Source organism: Pseudomonas sp. GW823-FHT01D03, assembly GCF_058798255.1.
This window is the reverse complement of the sequence record NZ_JBXAKK010000001.1, coordinates 5,888,233-5,908,470: the sequence shown is the minus strand read 5'-3', so window position 1 is coordinate 5,908,470 and position 20,238 is coordinate 5,888,233. Positions and strand designations below refer to the sequence as shown.

The following is a 20,238-nucleotide window of genomic DNA, read 5'->3' as shown; positions in this document are numbered from 1 at the left end:
ACGAAAATTCGGGAGTCGTTGACGAAATGGGCCGGCATTTTAACAGGCTCAGCGATTTGTGCTGCTCTGTCCGACTTGTGACGCACCACGCGATTCAAATTTGCCGGTTTTGTTACTTTCGCGGAGGATGCACGGTGATTTTGCGGCTAATGTTCTCATTCGTGACACAAAATAACGTTTTGATAACCGTTGTCATTTGGTCATTGAACATCGCAACGGCATAATGCCCCGCCCACATCATTGCAGAGTCTAGGGAGCTAGCTTGTCTACGCCTGTCGAACCCTTGCGTTTGCTGCTACTGGCCGAAGAGCCAGCGTGGACAGCGTTATTGCGCGAGTGTCTGGCTCCGATGGGGAGCGCGGCGGTGCTGATCAGTGCGCCGAGCTGGGATTCGGTCAGCAGTTTGTTCGAAGACAATCGCCACGCGGTGCTGTTGACCCTTCCCGCATTGCAGCCAGCCCCCGGCCGTTGCAGCCTGCCGACGGTGTTGCTGCTGGATCACGAGCCGGCCACCGCCCCCGTTGGCGTCAGCGACTGGCTGGTGTTCGACGCCCTCGACGCCGGCATGCTCCGCCGTTGTCTGCGCCATGTGCGTGAACGCGGCGTCCTCGAAAACACCCTGCAACGCCTTGCCGAACAGGACCCGCTGACCGGCATCGCCAACCGCCAGGGTTTCCAGACTCTGCTCGCGGCGCGCCTGGCGGAAAACGACGGCCGTGGTCTGGCCCTAGGGCATCTCGATCTCGACAACTTCCGTCACGCCAACGACGCCCTCGGTCATCAGGCCGGCGATCGCTTGATCCTGCAAGTCGTCGCGCGGCTGAAGAGTCAGCTGGAGGCCGGGGATCAACTGGCGCGGCTGGGTAGCGACGAATTTGCCTTGCTGATCGACACCCGCCGCGCGCCGCAACGCGCCGAGTGGATGGCCGAACGCATTACCGAGGCCCTGGCGGAACCGTATTGGGTCGATGGCGAAAGCCTGTTGATCGGCTCCAGCCTCGGTATCGCCCATGCCCGTGCGCAGGGTGGCGCCGACCCGCTGATGTGGCACGCGCACATCGCCATGCAGCAGGCCAAGAGCACTCAGGGCTGCACCTTCCATATCTTCAATGAACGCATCAACCGCAACGCCCGGAGCATGGCCGACCTCGAAAGTGAGCTGCGCCGGGCTTTGCGCCGCGATGAGCTGGAGCTGCACTACCAGCCACGGCTGAATCTTGCAGACGGGCAGATCGTCGGCCTCGAAGCCCTGGTGCGCTGGCGCCATGGCGAACGCGGTTTGTTGCCGCCAAGCGAATTCGTGCCATTGGCCGAGCAGAGCGGTCTGATCGTGCCGCTGGGTTACTGGGTGATTTCCCGGGCCCTGCGCGACATGCAGGCGCTGCGCGAATACGGGCTGCCGGCGCTGCACATGGCGATCAACCTGTCGTTCCGCCAGTTTCAGGACAGCCAGTTGCTGCCGACGCTCAGCCGACTGATTGCCGAACGTGGCGTCGAGGCGCAATGGCTGGAATTCGAGCTGACCGAAACCGCCGTCATGCGCCGCAGCGATCTGGTCAAGCAGACCATGGACGCCCTTGGCCGTCTCGGTGTGCGTTTCTCGCTGGATGACTTCGGCACCGGGTTCTCTTCGTTCGTGCATCTGAACAGCCTGCCGATCACCTTGCTGAAGATCGACAAGAGCTTCGTCGGCGGCATGGAGCAGCGCGAAGAGAACCGCAAACTGGTGCACGCGATGATCAACCTCGCGCATAACCTGCATCTGGAAGTAGTGGCGGAAGGGGTGGAAACGCCTGAACAACTGGAGTTATTGCGCGGGTTTGGCTGTGATCAGGTGCAGGGTTATCTGATCAGCCGGCCGTTGCCGTTGGCCGAGCTGGTGGAGTACCTGACCTTTGGCTCTAGCCAGCAGCCAGCCCTCGAAATCGTCAGTTGAACGCAATCTCCGGGTTAGGCATGAATCTCTGTGGGAGCGGGCTTGCTCGCGAAGGTGTCGTGTCAGTCAAAGCATAGGCTGCCTGACCCACCGCTTTCGCGAGCAAGCCCGCTCCCACAACTGAATCTCAGTCTGCCTGAGCGACTGTGTACTGGTTTGATGACAGAGGTTCGCGCTGAATCATCCGCTTCATCTTCCATTCAAACGCCAGCGTCAGGCTCACCGCCGCACATGCCAGCCCCAGCGCCAGCCCCCACCAGACGCCAGTCGGTCCCCAGTTCAAATGGAACGCCATCCACCACGCCGCCGGGGCGCCAATCAGCCAATAACAAGCGAGGCCGACCAAAAAGGTGGTTTTTGCGTCCTTGAGTCCACGGATGCAGCCCATGGCGATGGTCTGCGTGCCGTCAAACAGCTCGAACCACGCCGCCACCGCCAACAGACTCACGGCCAGACGAATTACTTCGGCAAAGGCCGGATCGTTGTGATCGAGGAACAACCCGACCAACTGGTTCGGCAACAGCCAGAACACCATGGCGAAACCCAGCATCACCACCGCACCAAAGACGATGCCGACTCGCCCGGACATCCGCGCATCGCTTAGTTGCCCGGCGCCGTAGTGCTGGCCGACGCGCATGGTGATCGCGTAGGACATCCCCGCCGGAACCATGAACGCCACCGAAACGATCTGCAGGGCGATCTGGTGTGCGCCCAATTGCGTGCTGCCCATGGTGCCCATGCACAGCGCCGCGAAGGCAAACAGGCCGACTTCCACCGCGTAGGTACCCCCAATCGGCAGGCCGAGGCGCCACAGTTCTTTCAGATACTGACGATTTGGCCGTGACAGGCCGGCGCGCAATGGGTAGGCGTCATAGGCCGGGTGCCGGCGAATGTGCCAGGCGAGGGCCAGCGCCATGCAGTTGGCGACAATCGCGGTGACCAGACCGATTCCAGTCAACCCCAGCTTCGGCAGGCCGAACATGCCGGTGATCAGCGCGTAATTGAGCAGGAAATTGGCCACGGTGCCGCCGAGGCTGATGACCATCACCGGGGTTGCCCGGCCGATCGCACTGGTGAAACCGCGCAGGGCCATGAAGCTCAGGTAGCCGGGCAGGGCGAAGGGCAGAGCGATCAAAAATTGTCCAGCAGCGTTGACGTTGGTTTCGGTCTGGCCGAACAGCAGCAATACCGGCTTCAGATTCCACAGCAGCAACCCGGCGCCCAGCGCCATCAGCCACGCCAGCCACAACCCGGCCTGAGTCAGGCGGGCCGCGCCGATGATGTCGCCAGCGCCCTGACGGATCGCCACCAGCGTGCCGACCGCGGCGATCACTCCGATGCAGAAAATCGACACGAACGAATAACTCGCCGCGCCCAGTCCGCCGCCGGCCAGGGCTTCGGGACTGAGGCGCGCCATCATCAGGGTGTCGGTCAGCACCATCAACATGTGCGCCAACTGTGAGGCGATCAACGGCCCCGCCAGCCGCAGGATGGCCCAGAGTTCGGTACGCACAGGATGCTGCATGGTCATCACCACCCATCAATCAGAGGGAACAAGAGACCGTCGATTCTCGGCGCTTGGAAAGGTTTGCACAAAAGGATAAAAAGGATGGGTAGCATGATTAAAACTCATATGAGAAAAACTCGCCGGGGTGGCCGGATGCCGCCAAAGGAGCTTTGTGTATGTCCCGTCGTCTTCCTCCCTTGTATGCCCTGCGCGCATTCGAAGCGGCGGCGCGGCACAGCTCGTTCACCCGGGCGGCCGAGGAATTGTCGATTACCCAGAGTGCAGTCAGCCGGCACATCAAGACGCTGGAGGAACACTTTGCCTGCAAGCTGTTTCACCGCAGCGGACGCAACCTGCAACTCACCGAGTCGGCGCGGCTGCTCTTGCCCGGCATTCGTGATGGTTTCGCAGCCTTGGAGCGCGCCTGCAACACCTTGCGCGCCGAAGACGACATTCTGCGCATGAAAGCGCCGTCGACCCTGACCATGCGCTGGCTGCTGGCCCGGCTCAGCCGTTTTCGTCACCTACAGCCCGGCAACGAAGTGCAACTGACCAGTGCCTGGATGGACGTGGATTCGGTGGACTTCAACAACGAGCCCTTCGACTGCGCGGTGCTGCTGAGCGATGGGCACTTCCCGCCGGACTGGGAGGCCAGCCTGCTGTTTCCCGAGGAATTGATTCCTGTCGGCGCGCCGAACCTGCTGAACGATCAGCCTTGGGATGTGACGCGGTTGGCCTCCACCGAGTTGCTGCACCCGACCCCGGACCGGCGCGACTGGCGCAGTTGGCTGGAACATATGGGGCTGTCCGATCAGGTTTCGCTCAAGGGCGGACAGGTGTTCGATACCCTGGAGCTGGGCATGATTGCCGCGGCGCGTGGTTACGGGGTATCGATGGGCGATTTGCTGATGGTCGCCGAGGATGTGGCGCAAGGAAGACTGAGCCTACCGTGGCCGACTGCCGTCGCCAGCGGCCTGAATTACTACTTGGTGTGGCCGAAAACCCGTCCGGGAGGTGAACGTTTGCGCCGTCTCAGCGACTTCCTGCAAGGCGAAGTGCGGGCCATGGCGTTGCCGGTGGTCAAGCGCTTGAGCTGAAACGTTCGAGCCCGCACAATGCCGGCCTTATGCCATAACCCTGCTGTTCGCTCAAGTATTCGGCTTTACCGCCGAATACGTGCATGTGGAACCGTCGTGCAGGTATCCACGATTCACCCCCATTAGAAAATTATCCGAGCTGCGATCAAGGAGGATCGGCAAGTTCGGCCAGGAGCTGTCCATGTCTCAACCTCGCGCTCGGATCGCCTCGCAGCTGGGCCTCGCGCTCGCCGTGATACTGGCGATTGTCATCAGCGGCAGTACTGTCTTTGCTCTGCGTTCGCTGGATACCGCCAACCTCGCCACCCGTGAAGAACACCTCGCCAGTGAAGCGCGGCTGCTGGCCGACCAGTTGAGCACCTTCCACGGCACGCTGCGTGAAAGCACCCAGCGCCTGAGCGGGCTGTTCGAGAAGCGCTTCAGCGCCGGTCTGAGCATTCACCCGGATGCACCGGTGGCGGTGGCCGGTACCCAGACTCCTGGCCTGCACCTGGGCAGCGAAGTGCTGAACAACAACTTCAAGGAAGTCGACGAGTTCAAGCAAATGACCGCTGGGGTTGCCACGCTGTTCGTACGCAGTGGCGAAGACTTCGTGCGGGTCAGCACCTCGCTGACCAAACAGGACGGCACGCGCGCCATCGGCACTTTGCTCGATCATGCGCACCCGGCTTATGCGAAGTTGATGGCCGGGCAAGGCTACGTCGGCCGCGCGTTGCTGTTTGATCGCTCCTACATGACCCAATACACCCCGGTGCGCGACAGCAGCGGCAAGGTGATTGCGGTGTTGTTCGTTGGTTTTGACTACACCGACGCGCAGAACGCCCAATTCGACAACCTCAAGCGCTTCCGCATCGGCCAGACCGGTTCGCTGGCGCTGCTGGATGAGCAGAACAAATGGCTGGTGGCGCCGGCGGGTGTCCAGGCACTGGATCAGGCGGTCACGGTGATCGGCGGCCTGGCCAAAACCCCGGGCAAGGGGCAGTTCTGGAGCGACAAGAACGAAGATTTCTACAGCGTTTCCGTGCCATTCGACGGTGGCCCGTGGGCGGTGGTGGCGAGCATGCCTAAAGCCGAAATTCGCGCGGTGACCTGGAGCGTCGGCACGCAACTGGCCATCGGCAGTCTGCTGGCGATGCTGCTGGCGGTGGGTTCGGTGGTGTGGTTGCTGCGCAGCAAACTGGCGCCGCTGAGTGATCTGGTGCGCCAGGCCGAAGCGCTGGGCGCGGGTGATCTGAGCGTGCGCCTGAACGTGTCGAGCAATGACGAGATCGGCCAGCTGTCCCGCGCGTTCAACCAGATGAGCCAGGCCCTGTCGACCATGGTCGAGCACATCCGCCGCGCCTCGGAAGAGGTCAACAGCCGTGCCCAGGCGCTGTCTGGTTTGTCCGGCGGTGCGTACGAAGGCATGGAGCAGCAGTCTGGCGAAATCACCAGCATGGCTGGCGCGGTGGAAGAGTTCAGCGCCACTTCGCTGAACATCGCCGACAACATGGGCGCGACTCAGCGTCTGGCGCAGGAAAATGCCCAGCAGACGCAAATCGGTCGTAGCTCGATGGAAGAAGCTTCGTCCTCGCTGGAGCAGATCGCAGGTGCACTGAACACCACCGCGACCGTGATCAACACCCTCGGTCAGCGATCCCAGGAAATCGGCGGGATCGTCAGCGTGATCACCTCGATCGCCGAACAGACCAACCTGCTGGCGCTCAACGCGGCCATCGAAGCGGCCCGCGCCGGTGAACAGGGCCGTGGTTTTGCCGTGGTCGCCGATGAGGTACGCAACCTGGCGTCGCGCACCCGTCAGGCCACCGATGAAATTTCCGGGATGATCCACAGCATCCAGCAGGAAACCGGCAACGCGATCAGCACCATGGAGCAGGGCAATGTGCTGATGCAGGAAGGCCTGTCGCGTAACGCCAATGTCGCCTCGGCGCTGGCGCGGATCGATGAGCAGAGCCGTTCGGCAGGGCAGCAGTTTGCCGCGATTACCACCGCGACCCAGGAGCAGAGCAGCACGGCGACTTTGCTCAGCAGTAATCTGCAGAGCATTGCGTTGGCCAACAGCGAACAGCGTGAGGTTGTTTCTAACTTGGCCGTGACCGCCAAGGAGCTTGAGAAATTGGCGGCGGACTTGCGTTCTGAGGTTGATCGTTTTCGTTGATGCGCAGCTGAAATAGCTATCGCGAGCAGGCTCACTCCTACAGGTGTATTGGTCGATCACAATATTTGTGATCACTGAAGATCCCTCTAGGAGTGAGCCTGCTCGCGAATGCATCACTGCCAATCCTGGATAAAGCACTCGATCTCATACTCTTCTGGACTTGCTGAAACGTTTCCGCAGCGCTATAAAAATGGCACAACTCCAATAAAGGCTGCTGCCATGACCCCGTTCAAACTCGCCGTTGCACTCGGCGCACTCTCTGCTGCTTCCCACGCCATGGCCTGGGATTACGTACTCCTCGATAACAACAAGCCCGCGCAAAACTGGAGCATCACCAGTGAGCAGCTCGGGGTGAAAACCGACAAGCCGTTCTCCGTGAGTCTGCGAACCTTGCACGGCGGACGACAGGAAGGTGTCAGCATCGTCGATATCGATAACGGCACGATGAAACTCTCGGTGGTACCGACCCGTGGCATGAATGTCCTGCAGGCGACTGTAGGAAATGTGCGCATGGGCTGGGATTCGCCGGTCAAGGAAGTGGTCAACCCGGCCTTCATCGAACTCAATGGACGCGGTGGCCTGGGTTGGCTGGAGGGCTTCAACGAGTTGGTGACCCGCTGCGGGTACGAATGGGTCGGCCATCCCGGCATGGACAATGGTGAGTTGCTGACTCTGCACGGGCGCGCCGCCAACATTCCGGCCAGCAGCGTTACCCTGCACATTGATGAGAAGCCGCCGTACGCCATCAGCCTGCGCGGCGAACTGAAGGAGCAGGCCTTCAAGAAAGTCCACTTCTCGGTCGTCACCGAGCTGGTCACCGAGCCGGGCAGCGTGCGCTTTGCCCTCAACGATACGCTGACCAACAACGGCGATTATCCGAAGGAATATCAGGCGCTGTATCACAGCAATTTCAGTACGCCGTTCCTCGAGCAGGGCGCCCGTTTTGCTGCGCCGGTAAAACAGGTCTCGCCATTCAACGACAAGGCCAAGGGCGACTTGCCCGACTGGCAGACCTACCGCGCACCGACCAAGGACTACGACGAAACCGTCTACAACGTCGTGCCCTATGCCGACGCCAAAGGCGAAACCCTGACCGTTTTGCACAACAAGGCCGGCAGCCTCGGTGTCTCCGTTGGCTTCAACACTCAGCAGTTGCCGGTGTTTTCCCTGTGGAAAAACACTGACACCCAAGGGCAGGGCTATGTCACTGGGCTTGAGCCGGGCACCAGTTTTTCTTACAACCGCCGCTATCAGCGTCCGCTGAATCTGGTGCCGACCATTGCGCCAAAGGCCAGCCAACAGTTTCAGATCAGCTACAGCCTGCTCGCAAACAAAGGCGCTGTGGATAACGCCTTGAAGCGCGTGACCGAGATTCAGGCCGGGCGTGAAACCGAAGTGCGGCAGACGCCGCTGGTTGATCTGACCGAGCATTAAGGCGTCGCTGGCCGGTATTGCAACGCCTCGGCCAGATGTTCGCGCTTGATTGCATCGACTTGCTCAAGGTCTGCCAAGGTTCTGGCGACTTTGAGCAAACGATGGGCTGAGCGCAGCGACAAGGTCAGCCGCTCACAGGCTGATTCCAGCCATTTCTCATCGGCTGTGGATAACTTGCAGTGCCGCTTCAGGCCTGGCAGATCGAGAAACGCATTGGCACAACGCTGACGCTTTTGCTGTCGTTCGCGTGCCTCGGCCACCACGGCTGCCGCACTGGCGCTGTCCTCGCCCGGCTTCACTGCCGGATTCAACGCCGTCGCTTCCCGCGCCACCGTCAGGTGCAGATCAATCCGATCCAGCAACGGCCCCGATAGCTTGTTGCGGTAGCGCTGCACCATGTCCGGTGTACACGAGCACTTGCCGCTCGGCTCGCCAAGATATCCACAAGGACAAGGATTCATTGCCGCCACCAACTGGAAACGCGCGGGAAAGCGTACGCGATCCTTGGCTCGGGCAATCACGATATGCCCGGATTCCAGCGGCTCGCGCAGCACCTCCAGTACCTTGCGATCGAACTCCGGCAGCTCATCGAGAAACAGTACGCCGTGGTGGGCGAGGGTGATCTCGCCGGGTTGCGGTTTCGAGCTGCCACCGACCAGTGCCGGCCCGGAGGCCGAGTGGTGCGGCTGGCGAAAGGGCCGTTGTGGCCAATGGGTCAGTGGGACGCCGCTGGCGACCGATTGAATCGCCGCCACTTCCAGCGCCTCGCATTCGGACAGCGGCGGCAGCAGCCCGGGCAAGCGACTTGCCAACAAGGTCTTGCCGGTTCCCGGTGGCCCACTGAACAACAGGTTGTGCGCGCCTGCCGCCGCAATCAGCAGCGCCCGTTTCGCGGACATCTGCCCTTGTACTTCGTTGAGGTCGGGATAAGGTTTCGCCGCATGGATCAGCCCGTCCGAGACATAAGGCTCGACCGGCGTATGCCCGTTGAAATGCGCCACCGCTTCCAGCAGATGATCCACCGCAAACACCTTCAAACCCGAGGCCAGGCACGCTTCTTCGGCATTCGCCCGCGGCACCACCAGTGCCCGCCCGGCCTTGCGCGCCGCGAGCGCCGCCGGCAACACCCCGCGTACCGGCCGCACAGCGCCGGACAACGCCAATTCACCAAGGCATTCCACATCATCCAGCGTCAGACACGGCACCTGCACACTCGCCGACAGAATCCCCAGGGCAATCGCCAGATCAAAGCGCCCGCCATCCTTGGGCAGATCCGCCGGCGCCAGATTCAAGGTGATCCGCCGCGCCGGAAACTGCAGCCCGGAATTGATGATCGCGCTGCGCACCCGATCCTTGCTCTCCTTCACCGCCGCTTCGGGCAGGCCAACCATGGTCAGCGACGGCAGACCGTTGGCCAGATGGACTTCGACGGTAACGGCGGGAGCATCCACGCCAATCTGGGCGCGACTGTGGACGATGGAGAGGGACATGGTCGTTCCTTGAGCTGAATCGGGGAGCCGCTTCCTGCGGGTTTTTGAAGGTTAGTTGGGGAAGGGCGATCAGGCGGGGGCGAACTTTCACTGGATGTTGCGGGAAAGTGGTCAACAAATTTCGAGGCGAAAAAAAACCGCCTTGAGGAGACGGTTTTCATTTTGCAGGCTTCGGTGAGGCCTAGGCCTGCGTATCCTTTGCGGACACACTCACGTGCGGTCAGATTATGCATGTTTGCTCATTGGCGCAAGTATCAGATGGGCTTGAAAGGGGGCAACGGTCCTGTTGCTAGCGCCTCCTAACGACTTGATACAAGTTGTTTAAATCGCTTTCTAAGGGCGGTCATAAAATCCGCAATGACGATGCCCACTCATGAAGTATTCGCGAAGTGTGGCCGGGAGCGTAAAGACTTCATGTTCCTCGACACGGTGTGAGACCCGTGCCGGTGCTGTATTCGGGGAACCCACACCCGGCCGCCTTAGCGGACATACTCACGTGTAGTCCCGAAGGTGTTCGTACGCCGGAAAGTGCATCGGAGGTTTGGCCCCACGCAAGAAGGGCCAAAGTATGTCTAAGTTTCTTAAACATATGTGGCGCCTCGTCAGAATCGCGTTATGGGCTTTTCGCCTGTACGAGTTTCTGCGAGACCGTTGGAAAATTCGTTGTAGAGGATTGATCTGACGGAAACCGCTCCTGCCTCGGGAGGAGCGGTTTAATTTCTTTTCGCAAACTTCAAGGCATCTTGGCTCAGGGTCTGCAGTCTTACTCGGCCGGCGGTGTCAGCTTCGCTTCCAGCTCTGCGACTTTCGCCTCAAGGCTTTCGAGGCGGGCGCGGGTACGCGCCAACACAACCATCTGGCTATCAAACTCTTCACGGCTGACCAGGTCGAGTTTGCTGAACGCACTCTGCAGCAGCATCTTGAACTGGCTTTCGATTTCGGCTTTCGGCAGCGGGGTGTCGCCGCTGAACAGGCGGGAGGCGGTGCCGCTCAGGGCGTCGAGGAAGTCTTTGGGCGCGAGCATGGGAAGTGTCCTGTAAACAATGGCCGGCAGTGTATCACGCAGTGTCTATAGTCAATCTCGCAGGCAGGGATGCACGCTTTTCGCGCAGGCGGACGGACGGCAGCGCACCGTTGTTGTGCGTAACCGTCCGGCGTTTTTCGGGCAAACGCCTGTGGCAGCGGCCAAGGGATTGAAATCAGTGGAATTTGGCGAGATGGCAAGCTTTCTGCTTAGTCGATAGTGACCCATGCACTGATGCAGTCGCTGTGACGAATGCAGTGCGGCAGGCGGAGCGGGGAGTTTCGTCGGCAGCGGTTAGCTGGCGTCAGTCGGGCAGGTAAGGCCGACGATGCGTTACAAAGCCAGGCACTGCGCTTAGACTTGAGTCGGGTTTGTTTTCCTGGGGCAAGTCCACCAATTCGGGAGAGAGTTTCATGAAGCTAGTCACTGCCATCATCAAGCCGTTCAAGTTGGACGACGTGCGCGAGTCGCTGTCCGAAATCGGCGTGCAGGGCATTACCGTTACTGAAGTCAAAGGCTTCGGCCGGCAGAAGGGTCACACCGAGCTGTATCGCGGCGCGGAATATGTGGTCGATTTTCTGCCCAAGGTGAAAATCGACGTGGCCATCGACGACAAGGATCTGGATCGGGTTATCGAGGCGATAACCAAGGCTGCCAACACCGGCAAGATCGGTGACGGCAAGATCTTCGTGGTCAATCTGGAACAGGCGATCCGCATCCGTACCGGCGAAACCGATACCGACGCGATTTAAGCCGCCACAAACCCCAACGCCCCAGGAGAAAACAATATGACTCTGCGTAAATTCGCAGGGCTAGGAGCCCTGTTGTCCATCGTAATGCCCGGCCTTGCAATGGCGGCAGACGAAGTGGCGGCCCCGGTCCTCAATTCCGGCGACACCGCCTGGATGCTCACCTCGACAGCCCTCGTGCTGTTCATGACCATCCCGGGCCTGGCGCTGTTTTACGGCGGCATGGTTCGCTCGAAAAACATTCTTTCCGTGATGATGCAGTGCTTCGCCATTACCGGTCTGATCAGCATCCTGTGGGTCATTTATGGCTACAGCATTGCGTTCGACACCACCGGCATGGAGCAGGGCGTCGTCAACTTCAACTCGTTCTTCGGCGGCATGGGCAAGGCATTCCTCGCCGGTGTCACGCCTTCGAGCCTGACCGGCCCTGCGGCGCTGTTCCCTGAGGCGGTGTTCATCACCTTCCAGATGACCTTCGCGATCATCACCCCGGCGCTGATCGTCGGTGCATTCGCCGAGCGGATGAAGTTCTCCGCGATGCTGATCTTCATGGGCATCTGGTTCACCCTCGTCTATGCACCGATCGCGCACATGGTCTGGTCCGGTAACGGCGGCCTGATGTGGGACTGGGGCGTACTCGACTTCGCGGGCGGCACCGTGGTGCACATCAACGCCGGTGTGGCCGGTCTGATTGCCTGCCTGGTATTGGGCAAGCGCAAAGGCTTCCCGACCACCCCGATGGCTCCGCACAACCTTGGTTACACCCTGATGGGCGCGGCGATGCTGTGGGTCGGCTGGTTCGGCTTCAACGCCGGTTCCGCTGCTGCGGCCAATGGCACCGCCGGTATGGCGATGCTGGTCACTCAGATTGCTACCGCTGCGGCTGCACTGGGCTGGATGTTTGCCGAGTGGATCACCCACGGCAAGCCAAGTGCACTGGGCATCGCCTCGGGTGTGGTAGCCGGTCTGGTGGCAATCACCCCGGCTGCTGGCACCGTGGGCCCGATGGGCGCACTGGTGATCGGTCTGGCAGCGGGCGTGGTGTGCTTCTTCTGCGCCACCACCCTGAAACGCAAACTCGGTTATGACGACTCTCTGGACGCATTCGGCGTACACGGTATCGGCGGTATCCTCGGTGCGATCCTCACCGGTGTGTTCGCTGCACCTTCGCTGGGTGGCTTCGGCACCGTCACCGACATCGCCGCTCAAGTATGGATTCAGTGCAAAGGCGTCGGCTTCACGGTGATCTACACCGCGATCGTCACCTTCATCATCCTCAAGGTCCTGGACGCCGTGATGGGTCTGCGCGTGACCGAGGAAGAAGAGTCGGTGGGTCTGGATCTGGCACAACACAACGAACGCGGCTACAACCTGTAAGTACGCGCATTAAAAACTTGCCCGGTTCGCCGGGCATTTTTTTGTCTGGAATTTGTCATTGAAAGGAAGGCTGAAAGGATTTTTCGTACGGCTTTGGTCGTGTTTACGACGGGCATTTTTCTGCGGCCAATCGCTTACATCATTGCAGGAATATTAGGGCCTTTGTTTTTTCCCAGAGCGCGCTAGAATGCGCCCCGAACGTGCGGAGAACTGTATGTGGCAACAGACTCTGATAACCCTGCGGGCACGGCCCCGGGGCTTTCATCTGGTAACGGACGAGTTACTCGCCGGCCTGCCTGAACTCAAGGCGTGCCGGGTCGGTCTGTTGCATTTGTGGCTGCAGCATACCTCGGCGTCGTTGACCATCAACGAGAACGCCGATCCGGCGGTCCGTCGCGACTTCGAACGATTTTTCAATCGTCTGATCCCACAAGGAACAGACGGCTATGAGCATAACGACGAAGGCCTGGACGACCTCCCGGCGCACTTCAAGGCCAGCGTACTTGGCTGCCAGATCAGTCTGCCGGTTTCGGCAGGGCGACTGGCACTGGGCACCTGGCAAGGTGTTTATCTGGGCGAGCACCGTGATCATGGCGGTGCCCGTAAAGTCCTCGCCACCTTGCACGGTGAAGGGGCGTAAACCGTTGGTCACCAATGGTTACCGATTTTTTTCCGGCGGCTTTCGACAGTCGCCAAAGCTGGTCTATAACTAATCTGCTTTTCGCAAGTCATGAGGTAGAACATGAGCGACGATGATCTGGAAAACGACGACCTCGAAGTAGGCGACGAAGACGAGGCCGAGGAAGAACTGGGAGCAGCAGCGGAAGACGTTGCTGAAGACGATGGCGGTGACGATACGCCGGCCCCGGCTGCCAAAGGCAAAGCCAAGGCTGCGGTGTCGGTAGACGAGTTGCCGAGCATCGAAGCCAAGAACAAGGAGCGCGACGCCCTGGCCAAGGCCATGGAAGAATTCCTTGCGCGCGGCGGCAAGGTGCAGGAAGTGGAGGCCAACGTGGTCGCCGATCCGCCCAAAAAGCCGGACAACAAGTACGGCAGCCGCCCTATCTGAGGCGTGCCGCTTGCTTGCTGAAGAAGCCCGCCGTCGCTGCGGGCTTTTTCATGCCTGAAACAAAAGCGCTCGTTCACTGCGACATTGTGGCGAGGGAGCTTGCTCCCGCTGGGTCGCGAAGCGACCCCAAATCTGCAGGCGCAGCTTTTCAGGAATATTGTGTTGGCTGGTTTTACGACTGCTGCGCAGCCGAGCGGGAGCAAGCTCCCTCGCCACAAAAAGCGGTTGTGTGTCAGGTGGAGAGGGCATTCCAGCGTGCGAGCACCGCTGGCAAGTCGGTCAGGCTACGGATTTCAGCATCCGGCAGTCGCTCCGCTTCCCAGACCTTGCCCGCCGGGTTGAACCAGACCGCGCGCATGCCCGCTTGCTGCGCCCCGGTAATGTCATCGCCCGGATGATCGCCAATGTGCACGGCCGCTTCCGCACTCACACCACCGCGTTGCAACGCCTCGTGAAACAGCCGCACATCCGGCTTGGCGATACCGATATCTTCGGCGCACAAGGCAAACTTGAAGTAGTCCGCCAGGCCCAGCCGACGCACGTCGGCGTTGCCGTTGGTGACCACGCCGAGGGCGTAATGGTTGGCAAGGATTTCCAAAGTCGGTTTGACCTCCGGAAACACCTCGATCTGATGCCGCGCATGCAGGAATACTTCAAAGCTTTTGTCGGCCAGATCCGCAGCTTCGCCGTGGGCGTACCCGGCTTCTTCCAGCGCGTGGAACAGCACACGCCTGCGCAACGCACTGATGCGGTGCTTGAGGCCCGGTTCGCTGGCCAGTACCCGCTCACGAATCCCCCACAAATGCTCCACCGGCACTGCGCCCAGGTTCGGTGCGTGTTCGCTCAGCCATTCGCGCAATACCGCTTCGGCACTGACGATCACCGGGGCGGTGTCCCACAGGGTGTCGTCAAGGTCGAAGGTGATCAACTGGATGCTCATGAATCGTCGCCTTTGCTGCGTTTGGCCCGTGGGTGGGCGCTGTCGTAGACCGCCGCCAGGTGTTGGAAGTCCAGGTGGGTGTAGATCTGTGTGGTCTTGATGTCCGAGTGGCCGAGCAGTTCCTGCACCGCGCGCAGGTCCTGCGAGGATTCCAGCAAGTGGCTGGCGAAGGAGTGCCGCAGCATGTGCGGGTGCAGGTTCTGCCCCAGTTCGCGTTCGCCGGCCAGTTTCACTCGCACCTGAATCGCCCGTGGGCCGAGGCGCCGACCTTGCTGGCTGACGAACACGGCGTCGTCGGCCGGGTTGGTCATGGCTCGCAGCGGCAGCCATTGCTCCAGTGCTTCGCGCGCCTTTTTGCCGACCGGCAGCAGGCGGGTCTTGCTGCCCTTGCCGAGCACCTGAACCATGCCGTCCGCCAGATCCAGCTGATCGAGATTGAGCCCGGTCAGCTCGGACAAGCGCAGGCCCGAGGAGTAGAACAGTTCGAGAATCGCCTGATCACGGCGGGCGAGAAAATCGTCCTCGACCGCACCTTCCAGCAGTTGCAACGCACGGTCGGTGTCGAGGGTTTTCGGCAGGCGCCGTTCGCCTTTCGGTGGCGCCAGACCGGTCGCGGGGTCGTGGTCGCACAGGCCTTCGCGATTCAGATAGTGATAGAGCCCGCGCACCGCCGAAAGCAGCCGGGCGAGACTGCGTGACGACTGGCCCTGGGCATGCAGGCGGGCGATCAGGCTGCGCAGGCGCTGAATATCCAGCGCCGCCCAACTGCCAATGTTCTGCTTGAGGCACCAGCCGAGGACTTTATCGAGGTCGCGGCGATAGGCCGACAGGGTGTGCGGCGACACCTGTCGCTCACTGCGCAGGTGTTCGCAGTAAGCGTCCAGTTGTCGTTCCATGCTCAGCGTACCGAGCGCAGGGAGCTGTTGACCCGTGGCAGCACGCGGCCCATGACTTCGGCGATGTAGCTGAGGAACAGCGTACCGACCGAACTCTTGTAGTGCTGCGGATCACGGCTGGCGATTGCCAGAATGCCGTGGATGCCTTGATGACTGACCGCAACCACCGCCGTCGAGCCGATCTGCTTGCGCTGTTCTTCGCCGAACAGGAAGTCCAGCTCATGTTCCCGCAGAGTGCCGCTGACGCTCTTGCCTTCGGTGAGCAGACCGCCGATCGCGGTTTGCGCGTCGGCATGAGTGACCCAACGGCCAACCGGTGCCGGGTTGTCGCCGAGCAGGATCAGGCTGACAAAAGGCACCTGAAAATCCTGGCGCAGGCTGTCTTCGACGCTGATCACCACGTCTTCCAGGCTGGCGGCGTCCATCAGGGACAGGATCAGGCGGCGGGTCTTGTCGAAAAGGCGATCGTTGTCGCGGGCGACGTCCATCAACTGCGAGAGGCGATGGCGCATCTCGATGTTGCGGTCGCGCAGGATGCTCATCTGCCGTTCGACCAGCGATACGGTGTCGCCGCGCTGGTGGGGAATGCGCATGGCGGGCAGCAGTTCTTCGTGCTCGACGAAGAAGTCCGGATGAGCCTCCAGGTATGCGGCAACCGCTGCCGCCTCCAGGCTCTCGGACGCTGATTCGTCGGACTGTCGGGCGGGTACCTGAGGCTTATCGGTCATGGCTTCTGCTCACTCAAAGACGCACTTGTCCTTCGTATACACGCACTGCCGGGCCGGTCATCAGCACTGGGTGGCCAGGGCCTGCCCATTCAATGGACAGACGCCCGCCGGGCAGGTCGATCAACAGCGGCGAATCCATCCACCCCTGGCTGATGGCCGCAACTGCAGCGGCACAAGCGCCGGTGCCGCAGGCCTGGGTTTCCCCGGCGCCGCGTTCCCAGACGCGCAATTGCGCGCGGTTGCGGTCGATGACCTGGATGAAACCGACGTTGACCCGCGCCGGGAAGCGCGGATGGTGTTCGATTTTCGGCCCCAGTTCATGCACCGGTGCATTGTTGATGTCCTGTACGCGCAGCACCGCATGGGGGTTGCCCATTGACACAGCGGCCAGTTCGACCGTGGTGCCGTCGACTTCCAGCTGATAGCTGCTGGCCTGCGCCGGTGCGTCGAACGGAATATCCGCCGGCACCAGACGCGGCGCACCCATGTTCACCCCGATCTGGCCGTCGTTACGCACGTCCAGCTCGATGATGCCGCCCTTGGTCTCGACGCGAATCTGCCGCTTGGCCGTCAGACGTTTGTCGAGCACGAAGCGCGCGAAGCAGCGTGCACCGTTGCCGCACTGTTCCACTTCCGAGCCATCGGAGTTGAAGATCCGGTAACGGAAATCCACGTCCGGGTTGCTCGGCGCTTCGACGATCAGCAATTGGTCGAAACCGATACCAGTGTGCCGGTCGCCCCATTGCTTGGCGTGCTTGGGCTGAATATGCGCGTGCTGGCTGACCAGGTCGAGAACCATGAAGTCATTGCCCAGGCCGTGCATTTTGGTAAAACGCAGCAGCATGGGTTACTCCGGCAGCAGGCTTTCGCCGGCAAACAGCTCGGCCACGGTTTCGCGGCGGCGCACTTCAAAAACCTGATCACCGTCTACCAACACTTCAGCGGCACGGCCACGGGTGTTGTAGTTGGAACTCATCACGAAGCCGTAGGCACCGGCCGAATGCACGGCCAGCAGGTCGCCTTCTTCCAGCGCCAGCTCACGATCCTTGGCAAGGAAATCGCCGGTTTCGCAGATTGGGCCGACGATGTCGTATTTGCGCGCAGCGGAGTCACGCGGTTTGACCGCGGTGACGTCCATCCAGGCCTGATACAGCGCCGGGCGGATCAGGTCGTTCATCGCCGCGTCGACGATGGCGAAATCCTTGTGTTCGGTGTGCTTGAGGTACTCGACCTGAGTCAGCAGCACGCCAGCGTTGGCGACGATGAAGCGGCCCGGTTCGAACACCAGCGCCAAGTCACGGCCGTCCAGACGCTCGCGCACGGCCTTGATGTAGTCGCCGGCCAGTGGCGGCTCTTCATCGCGATAACGCACGCCCAGGCCACCACCGAGATCGATGTGGCGCAGGTGGATGCCGCAATCGCCGAGGCGGTCGACCAGATCCAGCAGGCGGTCGAGGGCATCGAGGAACGGCGGCAGGGTGGTCAGTTGCGAGCCGATGTGGCAATCGACACCGATCACTTCCAGGTTCGGCAGGTGCGCGGCACGCACGTACACGTCTTCGGCGTCGGCAATGGCGATGCCGAACTTGTTCTCTTTGAGACCGGTGGAAATGTATGGATGGGTGCCGGCGTCGACGTCCGGGTTCACGCGCAGCGAGACCGGTGCGCGAACACCCAGCTCGGCGGCGACCACTTGCAAGCGCTCGAGCTCGTCGGTGGACTCGACGTTGAAGCAGTGCACGCCGACTTCCAGCGCGCGACGCATGTCGTCACGGGTCTTGCCTACGCCGGAGAACACGATCTTGTCGGCGCTGCCGCCAGCGGCCAGCACACGCTCCAGCTCGCCACGGGAAACGATGTCGAAACCGGCGCCGAGACGGGCCAGGACATTCAGCACGCCAAGGTTGGAGTTGGCCTTGACTGCGTAGCAGACCAGGTGCGGCATGCCGGCCAGCGCGTCGGCGTAGGCCAGATATTGAGCTTCGATGTGCGCACGCGAGTAGACATAGGTGGGCGTGCCGAAGCGGTCGGCGATGGCGGACAGCGCCACACCTTCCGCGAACAGCTCCCCGCCACGGTAGTTAAAAGCGTCCATGGCGATCCCTTATTGGTAAACGTCGTGCTTGTGTGCTTTGGACGGCTGCTTCTGCGAAGACTGGGCTTGCTCGGCCGGGTCCTGATCGTCATCCGGCAGGTACAGCGGGCCTTTTTGACCACAGGCCGAAACGAGGCAGGCAACCGCGACGAGCGCAGCAAGGGAAGAGATCAGGCGCTTCATGGCGAAATCCTTGAAAATGCGTTAATTGCGCCGGAGTATACCGGCCACCCGGCAGCTTGCCTATGTGATGGCCCTCCCGTCCGGCGGGGCTAGTTATAGGCGCACCAAGCCCTGTGGGAGCGGGCTTGCTCGCGAAAGCGGTGGTTCTGCTGGCAGAATTGCTGGATGTGCCGGCCTCTTCGCGAGCAAGCCCGCTCCCACCGGTACAGTGTTTACAGTGCTATTGATGTGCTTGGTCGTTAATCTTTGCAATCGGCCGGCAGCGTCCGTATCTTGCGGCGCTTGAGCCTGATCAGACATTTTTTGAGGTTGCCACAATGAGTTTGTCCGAAGCGCGTTTCCATGATCTGGTCGATGAAACCCAGGAAAAACTGGAAGACATCTTTGATGAAAGTGACCTGGATATCGACCTGGAAAGCTCGGCAGGTGTCTTGACCGTCAAGTTCGAAAACGGCTCGCAACTGATCTTCAGTCGTCAGGAACCCCTGCGTCAGCTGTGGCTGGCGGCGGTGTCCGGTGGTTTCCACTTCGACTACGACGAAGAGAGCGAACGCTGGATGTGCGACAAGAGCGAAGAGCAGTTGGGCGAAATGCTCGAGCGCATCGTCAAGCAGCAGGCCGGCGTCGAATTCGACTTCGAAGGTCTGTGATTTCGTGACTGATACCGCTCCCGTCCGGCCTCCGAAGCCGCTCTACAGCAACGTCAGCCCGGCGGTGCCGTCGCCGTGCAGCGGGGTGTGCCGGCTGGATGAACAGAAGGTTTGCCTCGGCTGCTTCCGCCATGTCGAGGATATTCGCGAATGGCGCTCGGCGGACGATCAACGCCGCCGGATCATCTGCCAGCAGGCTGCCGCACGAAAATCACATGCCTGATCCGATCTGTGGCGAGGGAGCTTGCTCCCGCTCGGCTGCGCAGCAGTCGTAGGAATTTCAGGGCCGCTACGTGCCCCGGCGGGAGCAAGCTCCCTCGCCACAAGGGTCTCCTCCGGTCTGGAAGGTGACTTGTATATTTTTTGAGCTGTGATAGTGTCCGAACACGCCTCAACCCATCGAGGCCTGGTGAAAACCCCGTCTTTTTTGGCGGGGTTTTGCTTTTTTTGTGTGCAGAAGAAAGGAGTCTGCCCGGATCATGACCGCACCTTCCATCACCCTTACCCGTCTGGACGTACAACGTCTGGAGCGCCTGATCGACAACCTGAATGAGAAAGACCAGGCTGCGCCGGGCGTGATCGCGCTGCAAACCGAACTGGATCGCGCCGACACCGTGGTCGGCCACGATGAAGTGCCCGCTGATGTCGTGACGATGAATTCCCGCGTGCACTGCCGCGAAGAAGGCAGCGGCAAGGACTATCACCTGACGCTGGTCTATCCCAAGGATGCCAATGCCGACGAAGGCAAGATCTCAATCCTCGCGCCGGTCGGCAGCGCGTTGCTGGGCCTGAAAGTCGGTCAGCACATCGATTGGCCGGCTCCGGGTGGCAAGACCCTGAAACTGACCTTGCTGGAAGTCGAATCACAGCCTGCCAACGGCGGTGAATTCCCCGAGTGACCCCGC

General features: G+C 61.0%; 20 protein-coding genes. 11 read left to right on the top strand and 9 right to left on the bottom strand.

Features of this window, described 5'->3' with window-relative positions; translation table 11 throughout:
* Nucleotides 1–262: 262 nt before the first annotated feature.
* Entirely contained in the window at nt 263–1,936 is a 1,674-nt protein-coding gene (locus AC1RBR_RS26300) for a putative bifunctional diguanylate cyclase/phosphodiesterase (RefSeq protein WP_492567208.1), read from the top strand.
* Between the two features lie 127 nt (nt 1,937–2,063).
* On the opposite strand, the gene AC1RBR_RS26295 is transcribed toward AC1RBR_RS26300, so the two are convergent.
* Nucleotides 2,064–3,461, bottom strand: coding sequence for a NorM family multidrug efflux MATE transporter (locus AC1RBR_RS26295; RefSeq protein ID WP_027610432.1), 1,398 nt, complete (start codon nt 3,459–3,461; stop codon nt 2,064–2,066).
* 158 nt (nt 3,462–3,619) lie between these two features.
* Between AC1RBR_RS26295 and AC1RBR_RS26290 the strand changes: the two genes are divergently transcribed.
* The 3 genes from AC1RBR_RS26290 to AC1RBR_RS26280 all read left to right on the top strand — a co-directional run bounded on the left by AC1RBR_RS26290 (nt 3,620) and on the right by AC1RBR_RS26280 (nt 8,132).
* A complete protein-coding gene (locus AC1RBR_RS26290) occupies nt 3,620–4,540 on the top strand; it encodes a LysR substrate-binding domain-containing protein (protein WP_166495229.1) in 921 nt (306 codons plus the stop codon).
* A gap of 181 nt (nt 4,541–4,721) precedes the next feature.
* Nucleotides 4,722–6,698 carry a methyl-accepting chemotaxis protein gene (locus AC1RBR_RS26285; protein WP_443531857.1) on the top strand — a complete coding sequence of 659 codons (1,977 nt, stop codon included), beginning with the start codon at nt 4,722–4,724 and terminating at the stop codon, nt 6,696–6,698.
* 219 nt (nt 6,699–6,917) lie between these two features.
* Nucleotides 6,918–8,132, top strand: coding sequence for an aldose 1-epimerase family protein (locus tag AC1RBR_RS26280; protein ID WP_492567207.1), 1,215 nt, complete (start codon nt 6,918–6,920; stop codon nt 8,130–8,132).
* Here the strand turns inward: AC1RBR_RS26280 and AC1RBR_RS26275 are convergent.
* Nucleotides 8,129–9,622: a YifB family Mg chelatase-like AAA ATPase gene (locus tag AC1RBR_RS26275; protein WP_492567206.1), complete on the bottom strand. Its 1,494-nt coding sequence runs from the start codon at nt 9,620–9,622 to the stop codon at nt 8,129–8,131. The genes AC1RBR_RS26280 and AC1RBR_RS26275 overlap by 4 nt on opposite strands.
* 763 nt (nt 9,623–10,385) lie before the next feature.
* Nucleotides 10,386–10,646: an accessory factor UbiK family protein gene (locus AC1RBR_RS26270; RefSeq protein ID WP_011336527.1), complete on the bottom strand. Its 261-nt coding sequence runs from the start codon at nt 10,644–10,646 to the stop codon at nt 10,386–10,388.
* A gap of 413 nt (nt 10,647–11,059) precedes the next feature.
* Here AC1RBR_RS26270 and glnK point away from each other — a divergent pair, with 413 nt between their 5' ends.
* From glnK to sutA, 4 genes are all read left to right on the top strand, one after another.
* A complete protein-coding gene (gene glnK, locus AC1RBR_RS26265; RefSeq protein WP_002555808.1) occupies nt 11,060–11,398 on the top strand; it encodes a P-II family nitrogen regulator in 339 nt (112 codons plus the stop codon).
* Nucleotides 11,399–11,434: 36 nt separating this feature from the next.
* Entirely contained in the window at nt 11,435–12,772 is a 1,338-nt protein-coding gene (locus AC1RBR_RS26260) for an ammonium transporter (protein WP_027610437.1), read from the top strand.
* Between the two features lie 214 nt (nt 12,773–12,986).
* Nucleotides 12,987–13,412, top strand: a complete 426-nt coding sequence (locus tag AC1RBR_RS26255; protein WP_003229414.1) for a secondary thiamine-phosphate synthase enzyme YjbQ — start codon at nt 12,987–12,989, stop codon at nt 13,410–13,412.
* 102 nt (nt 13,413–13,514) lie between these two features.
* On the top strand, nt 13,515–13,841 hold the full coding sequence (sutA, locus tag AC1RBR_RS26250) for a dormancy-specific transcriptional regulator SutA (RefSeq protein ID WP_456018213.1): 327 nt from the start codon (nt 13,515–13,517) through the stop codon (nt 13,839–13,841).
* A gap of 232 nt (nt 13,842–14,073) precedes the next feature.
* Here sutA and AC1RBR_RS26245 read toward each other — a convergent pair whose 3' ends face one another.
* The 6 genes from AC1RBR_RS26245 to lptM are packed head-to-tail and all read right to left on the bottom strand — an operon-like array spanning nt 14,074 to nt 18,683.
* Entirely contained in the window at nt 14,074–14,781 is a 708-nt protein-coding gene (locus AC1RBR_RS26245) for an HAD family hydrolase (RefSeq protein ID WP_492567205.1), read from the bottom strand.
* On the bottom strand, nt 14,778–15,677 hold the full coding sequence (gene xerC / locus AC1RBR_RS26240) for a tyrosine recombinase XerC (RefSeq protein ID WP_003229409.1): 900 nt from the start codon (nt 15,675–15,677) through the stop codon (nt 14,778–14,780). Before xerC ends, AC1RBR_RS26245 begins: the two co-directional genes overlap by 4 nt.
* A 2-nt stretch (nt 15,678–15,679) precedes the next feature.
* Entirely contained in the window at nt 15,680–16,405 is a 726-nt protein-coding gene (locus AC1RBR_RS26235; protein WP_097089519.1) for a DUF484 family protein, read from the bottom strand.
* A 13-nt stretch (nt 16,406–16,418) separates the two neighbouring features.
* On the bottom strand, nt 16,419–17,249 hold the full coding sequence (dapF, locus tag AC1RBR_RS26230; protein WP_027610441.1) for a diaminopimelate epimerase: 831 nt from the start codon (nt 17,247–17,249) through the stop codon (nt 16,419–16,421).
* A gap of 3 nt (nt 17,250–17,252) precedes the next feature.
* Nucleotides 17,253–18,500, bottom strand: a complete 1,248-nt coding sequence (lysA, locus tag AC1RBR_RS26225) for a diaminopimelate decarboxylase (RefSeq protein WP_492567204.1) — start codon at nt 18,498–18,500, stop codon at nt 17,253–17,255.
* A 9-nt stretch (nt 18,501–18,509) separates the two neighbouring features.
* Entirely contained in the window at nt 18,510–18,683 is a 174-nt protein-coding gene (lptM, locus tag AC1RBR_RS26220) for an LPS translocon maturation chaperone LptM (protein ID WP_007911098.1), read from the bottom strand.
* A gap of 317 nt (nt 18,684–19,000) precedes the next feature.
* On the opposite strand from lptM, the gene cyaY reads away from it, so the two are divergent.
* The 3 genes from cyaY (at nt 19,001) to rnk (ending at nt 20,232) form a co-directional block, all read left to right on the top strand.
* Nucleotides 19,001–19,333: an iron donor protein CyaY gene (gene cyaY / locus AC1RBR_RS26215; RefSeq protein WP_047596732.1), complete on the top strand. Its 333-nt coding sequence runs from the start codon at nt 19,001–19,003 to the stop codon at nt 19,331–19,333.
* 4 nt (nt 19,334–19,337) lie between these two features.
* Nucleotides 19,338–19,556 carry a DUF1289 domain-containing protein gene (locus AC1RBR_RS26210; RefSeq protein ID WP_166495235.1) on the top strand — a complete coding sequence of 73 codons (219 nt, stop codon included), beginning with the start codon at nt 19,338–19,340 and terminating at the stop codon, nt 19,554–19,556.
* A gap of 256 nt (nt 19,557–19,812) precedes the next feature.
* Complete coding sequence (gene rnk, locus AC1RBR_RS26205) at nt 19,813–20,232, top strand: nucleoside diphosphate kinase regulator (protein ID WP_492567203.1); 420 nt, start codon at nt 19,813–19,815, stop codon at nt 20,230–20,232.
* The last annotated feature ends 6 nt before the right edge of the window (nt 20,233–20,238 follow it).

What these genes read in the sequence shown, in the direction of transcription:
- sutA (WP_456018213.1), top strand. Translation starts at nt 13,515, where the DNA reads ATGAGCGACGATGATCTGGAAAACGACGACCTCGAAGTAGGCGACGAA.
- AC1RBR_RS26235 (WP_097089519.1), bottom strand. Translation starts at nt 16,405, where the DNA reads ATGACCGATAAGCCTCAGGTACCCGCCCGACAGTCCGACGAATCAGCG.
- AC1RBR_RS26255 (WP_003229414.1), top strand. Translation starts at nt 12,987, where the DNA reads ATGTGGCAACAGACTCTGATAACCCTGCGGGCACGGCCCCGGGGCTTT.
- rnk (WP_492567203.1), top strand. Translation starts at nt 19,813, where the DNA reads ATGACCGCACCTTCCATCACCCTTACCCGTCTGGACGTACAACGTCTG.
- AC1RBR_RS26270 (WP_011336527.1), bottom strand. Translation starts at nt 10,646, where the DNA reads ATGCTCGCGCCCAAAGACTTCCTCGACGCCCTGAGCGGCACCGCCTCC.
- glnK (WP_002555808.1), top strand. Translation starts at nt 11,060, where the DNA reads ATGAAGCTAGTCACTGCCATCATCAAGCCGTTCAAGTTGGACGACGTG.
- AC1RBR_RS26285 (WP_443531857.1), top strand. Translation starts at nt 4,722, where the DNA reads ATGTCTCAACCTCGCGCTCGGATCGCCTCGCAGCTGGGCCTCGCGCTC.
- AC1RBR_RS26275 (WP_492567206.1), bottom strand. Translation starts at nt 9,622, where the DNA reads ATGTCCCTCTCCATCGTCCACAGTCGCGCCCAGATTGGCGTGGATGCT.
- AC1RBR_RS26245 (WP_492567205.1), bottom strand. Translation starts at nt 14,781, where the DNA reads ATGAGCATCCAGTTGATCACCTTCGACCTTGACGACACCCTGTGGGAC.
- AC1RBR_RS26280 (WP_492567207.1), top strand. Translation starts at nt 6,918, where the DNA reads ATGACCCCGTTCAAACTCGCCGTTGCACTCGGCGCACTCTCTGCTGCT.
- dapF (WP_027610441.1), bottom strand. Translation starts at nt 17,249, where the DNA reads ATGCTGCTGCGTTTTACCAAAATGCACGGCCTGGGCAATGACTTCATG.
- xerC (WP_003229409.1), bottom strand. Translation starts at nt 15,677, where the DNA reads ATGGAACGACAACTGGACGCTTACTGCGAACACCTGCGCAGTGAGCGA.
- AC1RBR_RS26295 (WP_027610432.1), bottom strand. Translation starts at nt 3,461, where the DNA reads ATGCAGCATCCTGTGCGTACCGAACTCTGGGCCATCCTGCGGCTGGCG.
- lptM (WP_007911098.1), bottom strand. Translation starts at nt 18,683, where the DNA reads ATGAAGCGCCTGATCTCTTCCCTTGCTGCGCTCGTCGCGGTTGCCTGC.
- lysA (WP_492567204.1), bottom strand. Translation starts at nt 18,500, where the DNA reads ATGGACGCTTTTAACTACCGTGGCGGGGAGCTGTTCGCGGAAGGTGTG.
- AC1RBR_RS26260 (WP_027610437.1), top strand. Translation starts at nt 11,435, where the DNA reads ATGACTCTGCGTAAATTCGCAGGGCTAGGAGCCCTGTTGTCCATCGTA.
- AC1RBR_RS26290 (WP_166495229.1), top strand. Translation starts at nt 3,620, where the DNA reads ATGTCCCGTCGTCTTCCTCCCTTGTATGCCCTGCGCGCATTCGAAGCG.
- cyaY (WP_047596732.1), top strand. Translation starts at nt 19,001, where the DNA reads ATGAGTTTGTCCGAAGCGCGTTTCCATGATCTGGTCGATGAAACCCAG.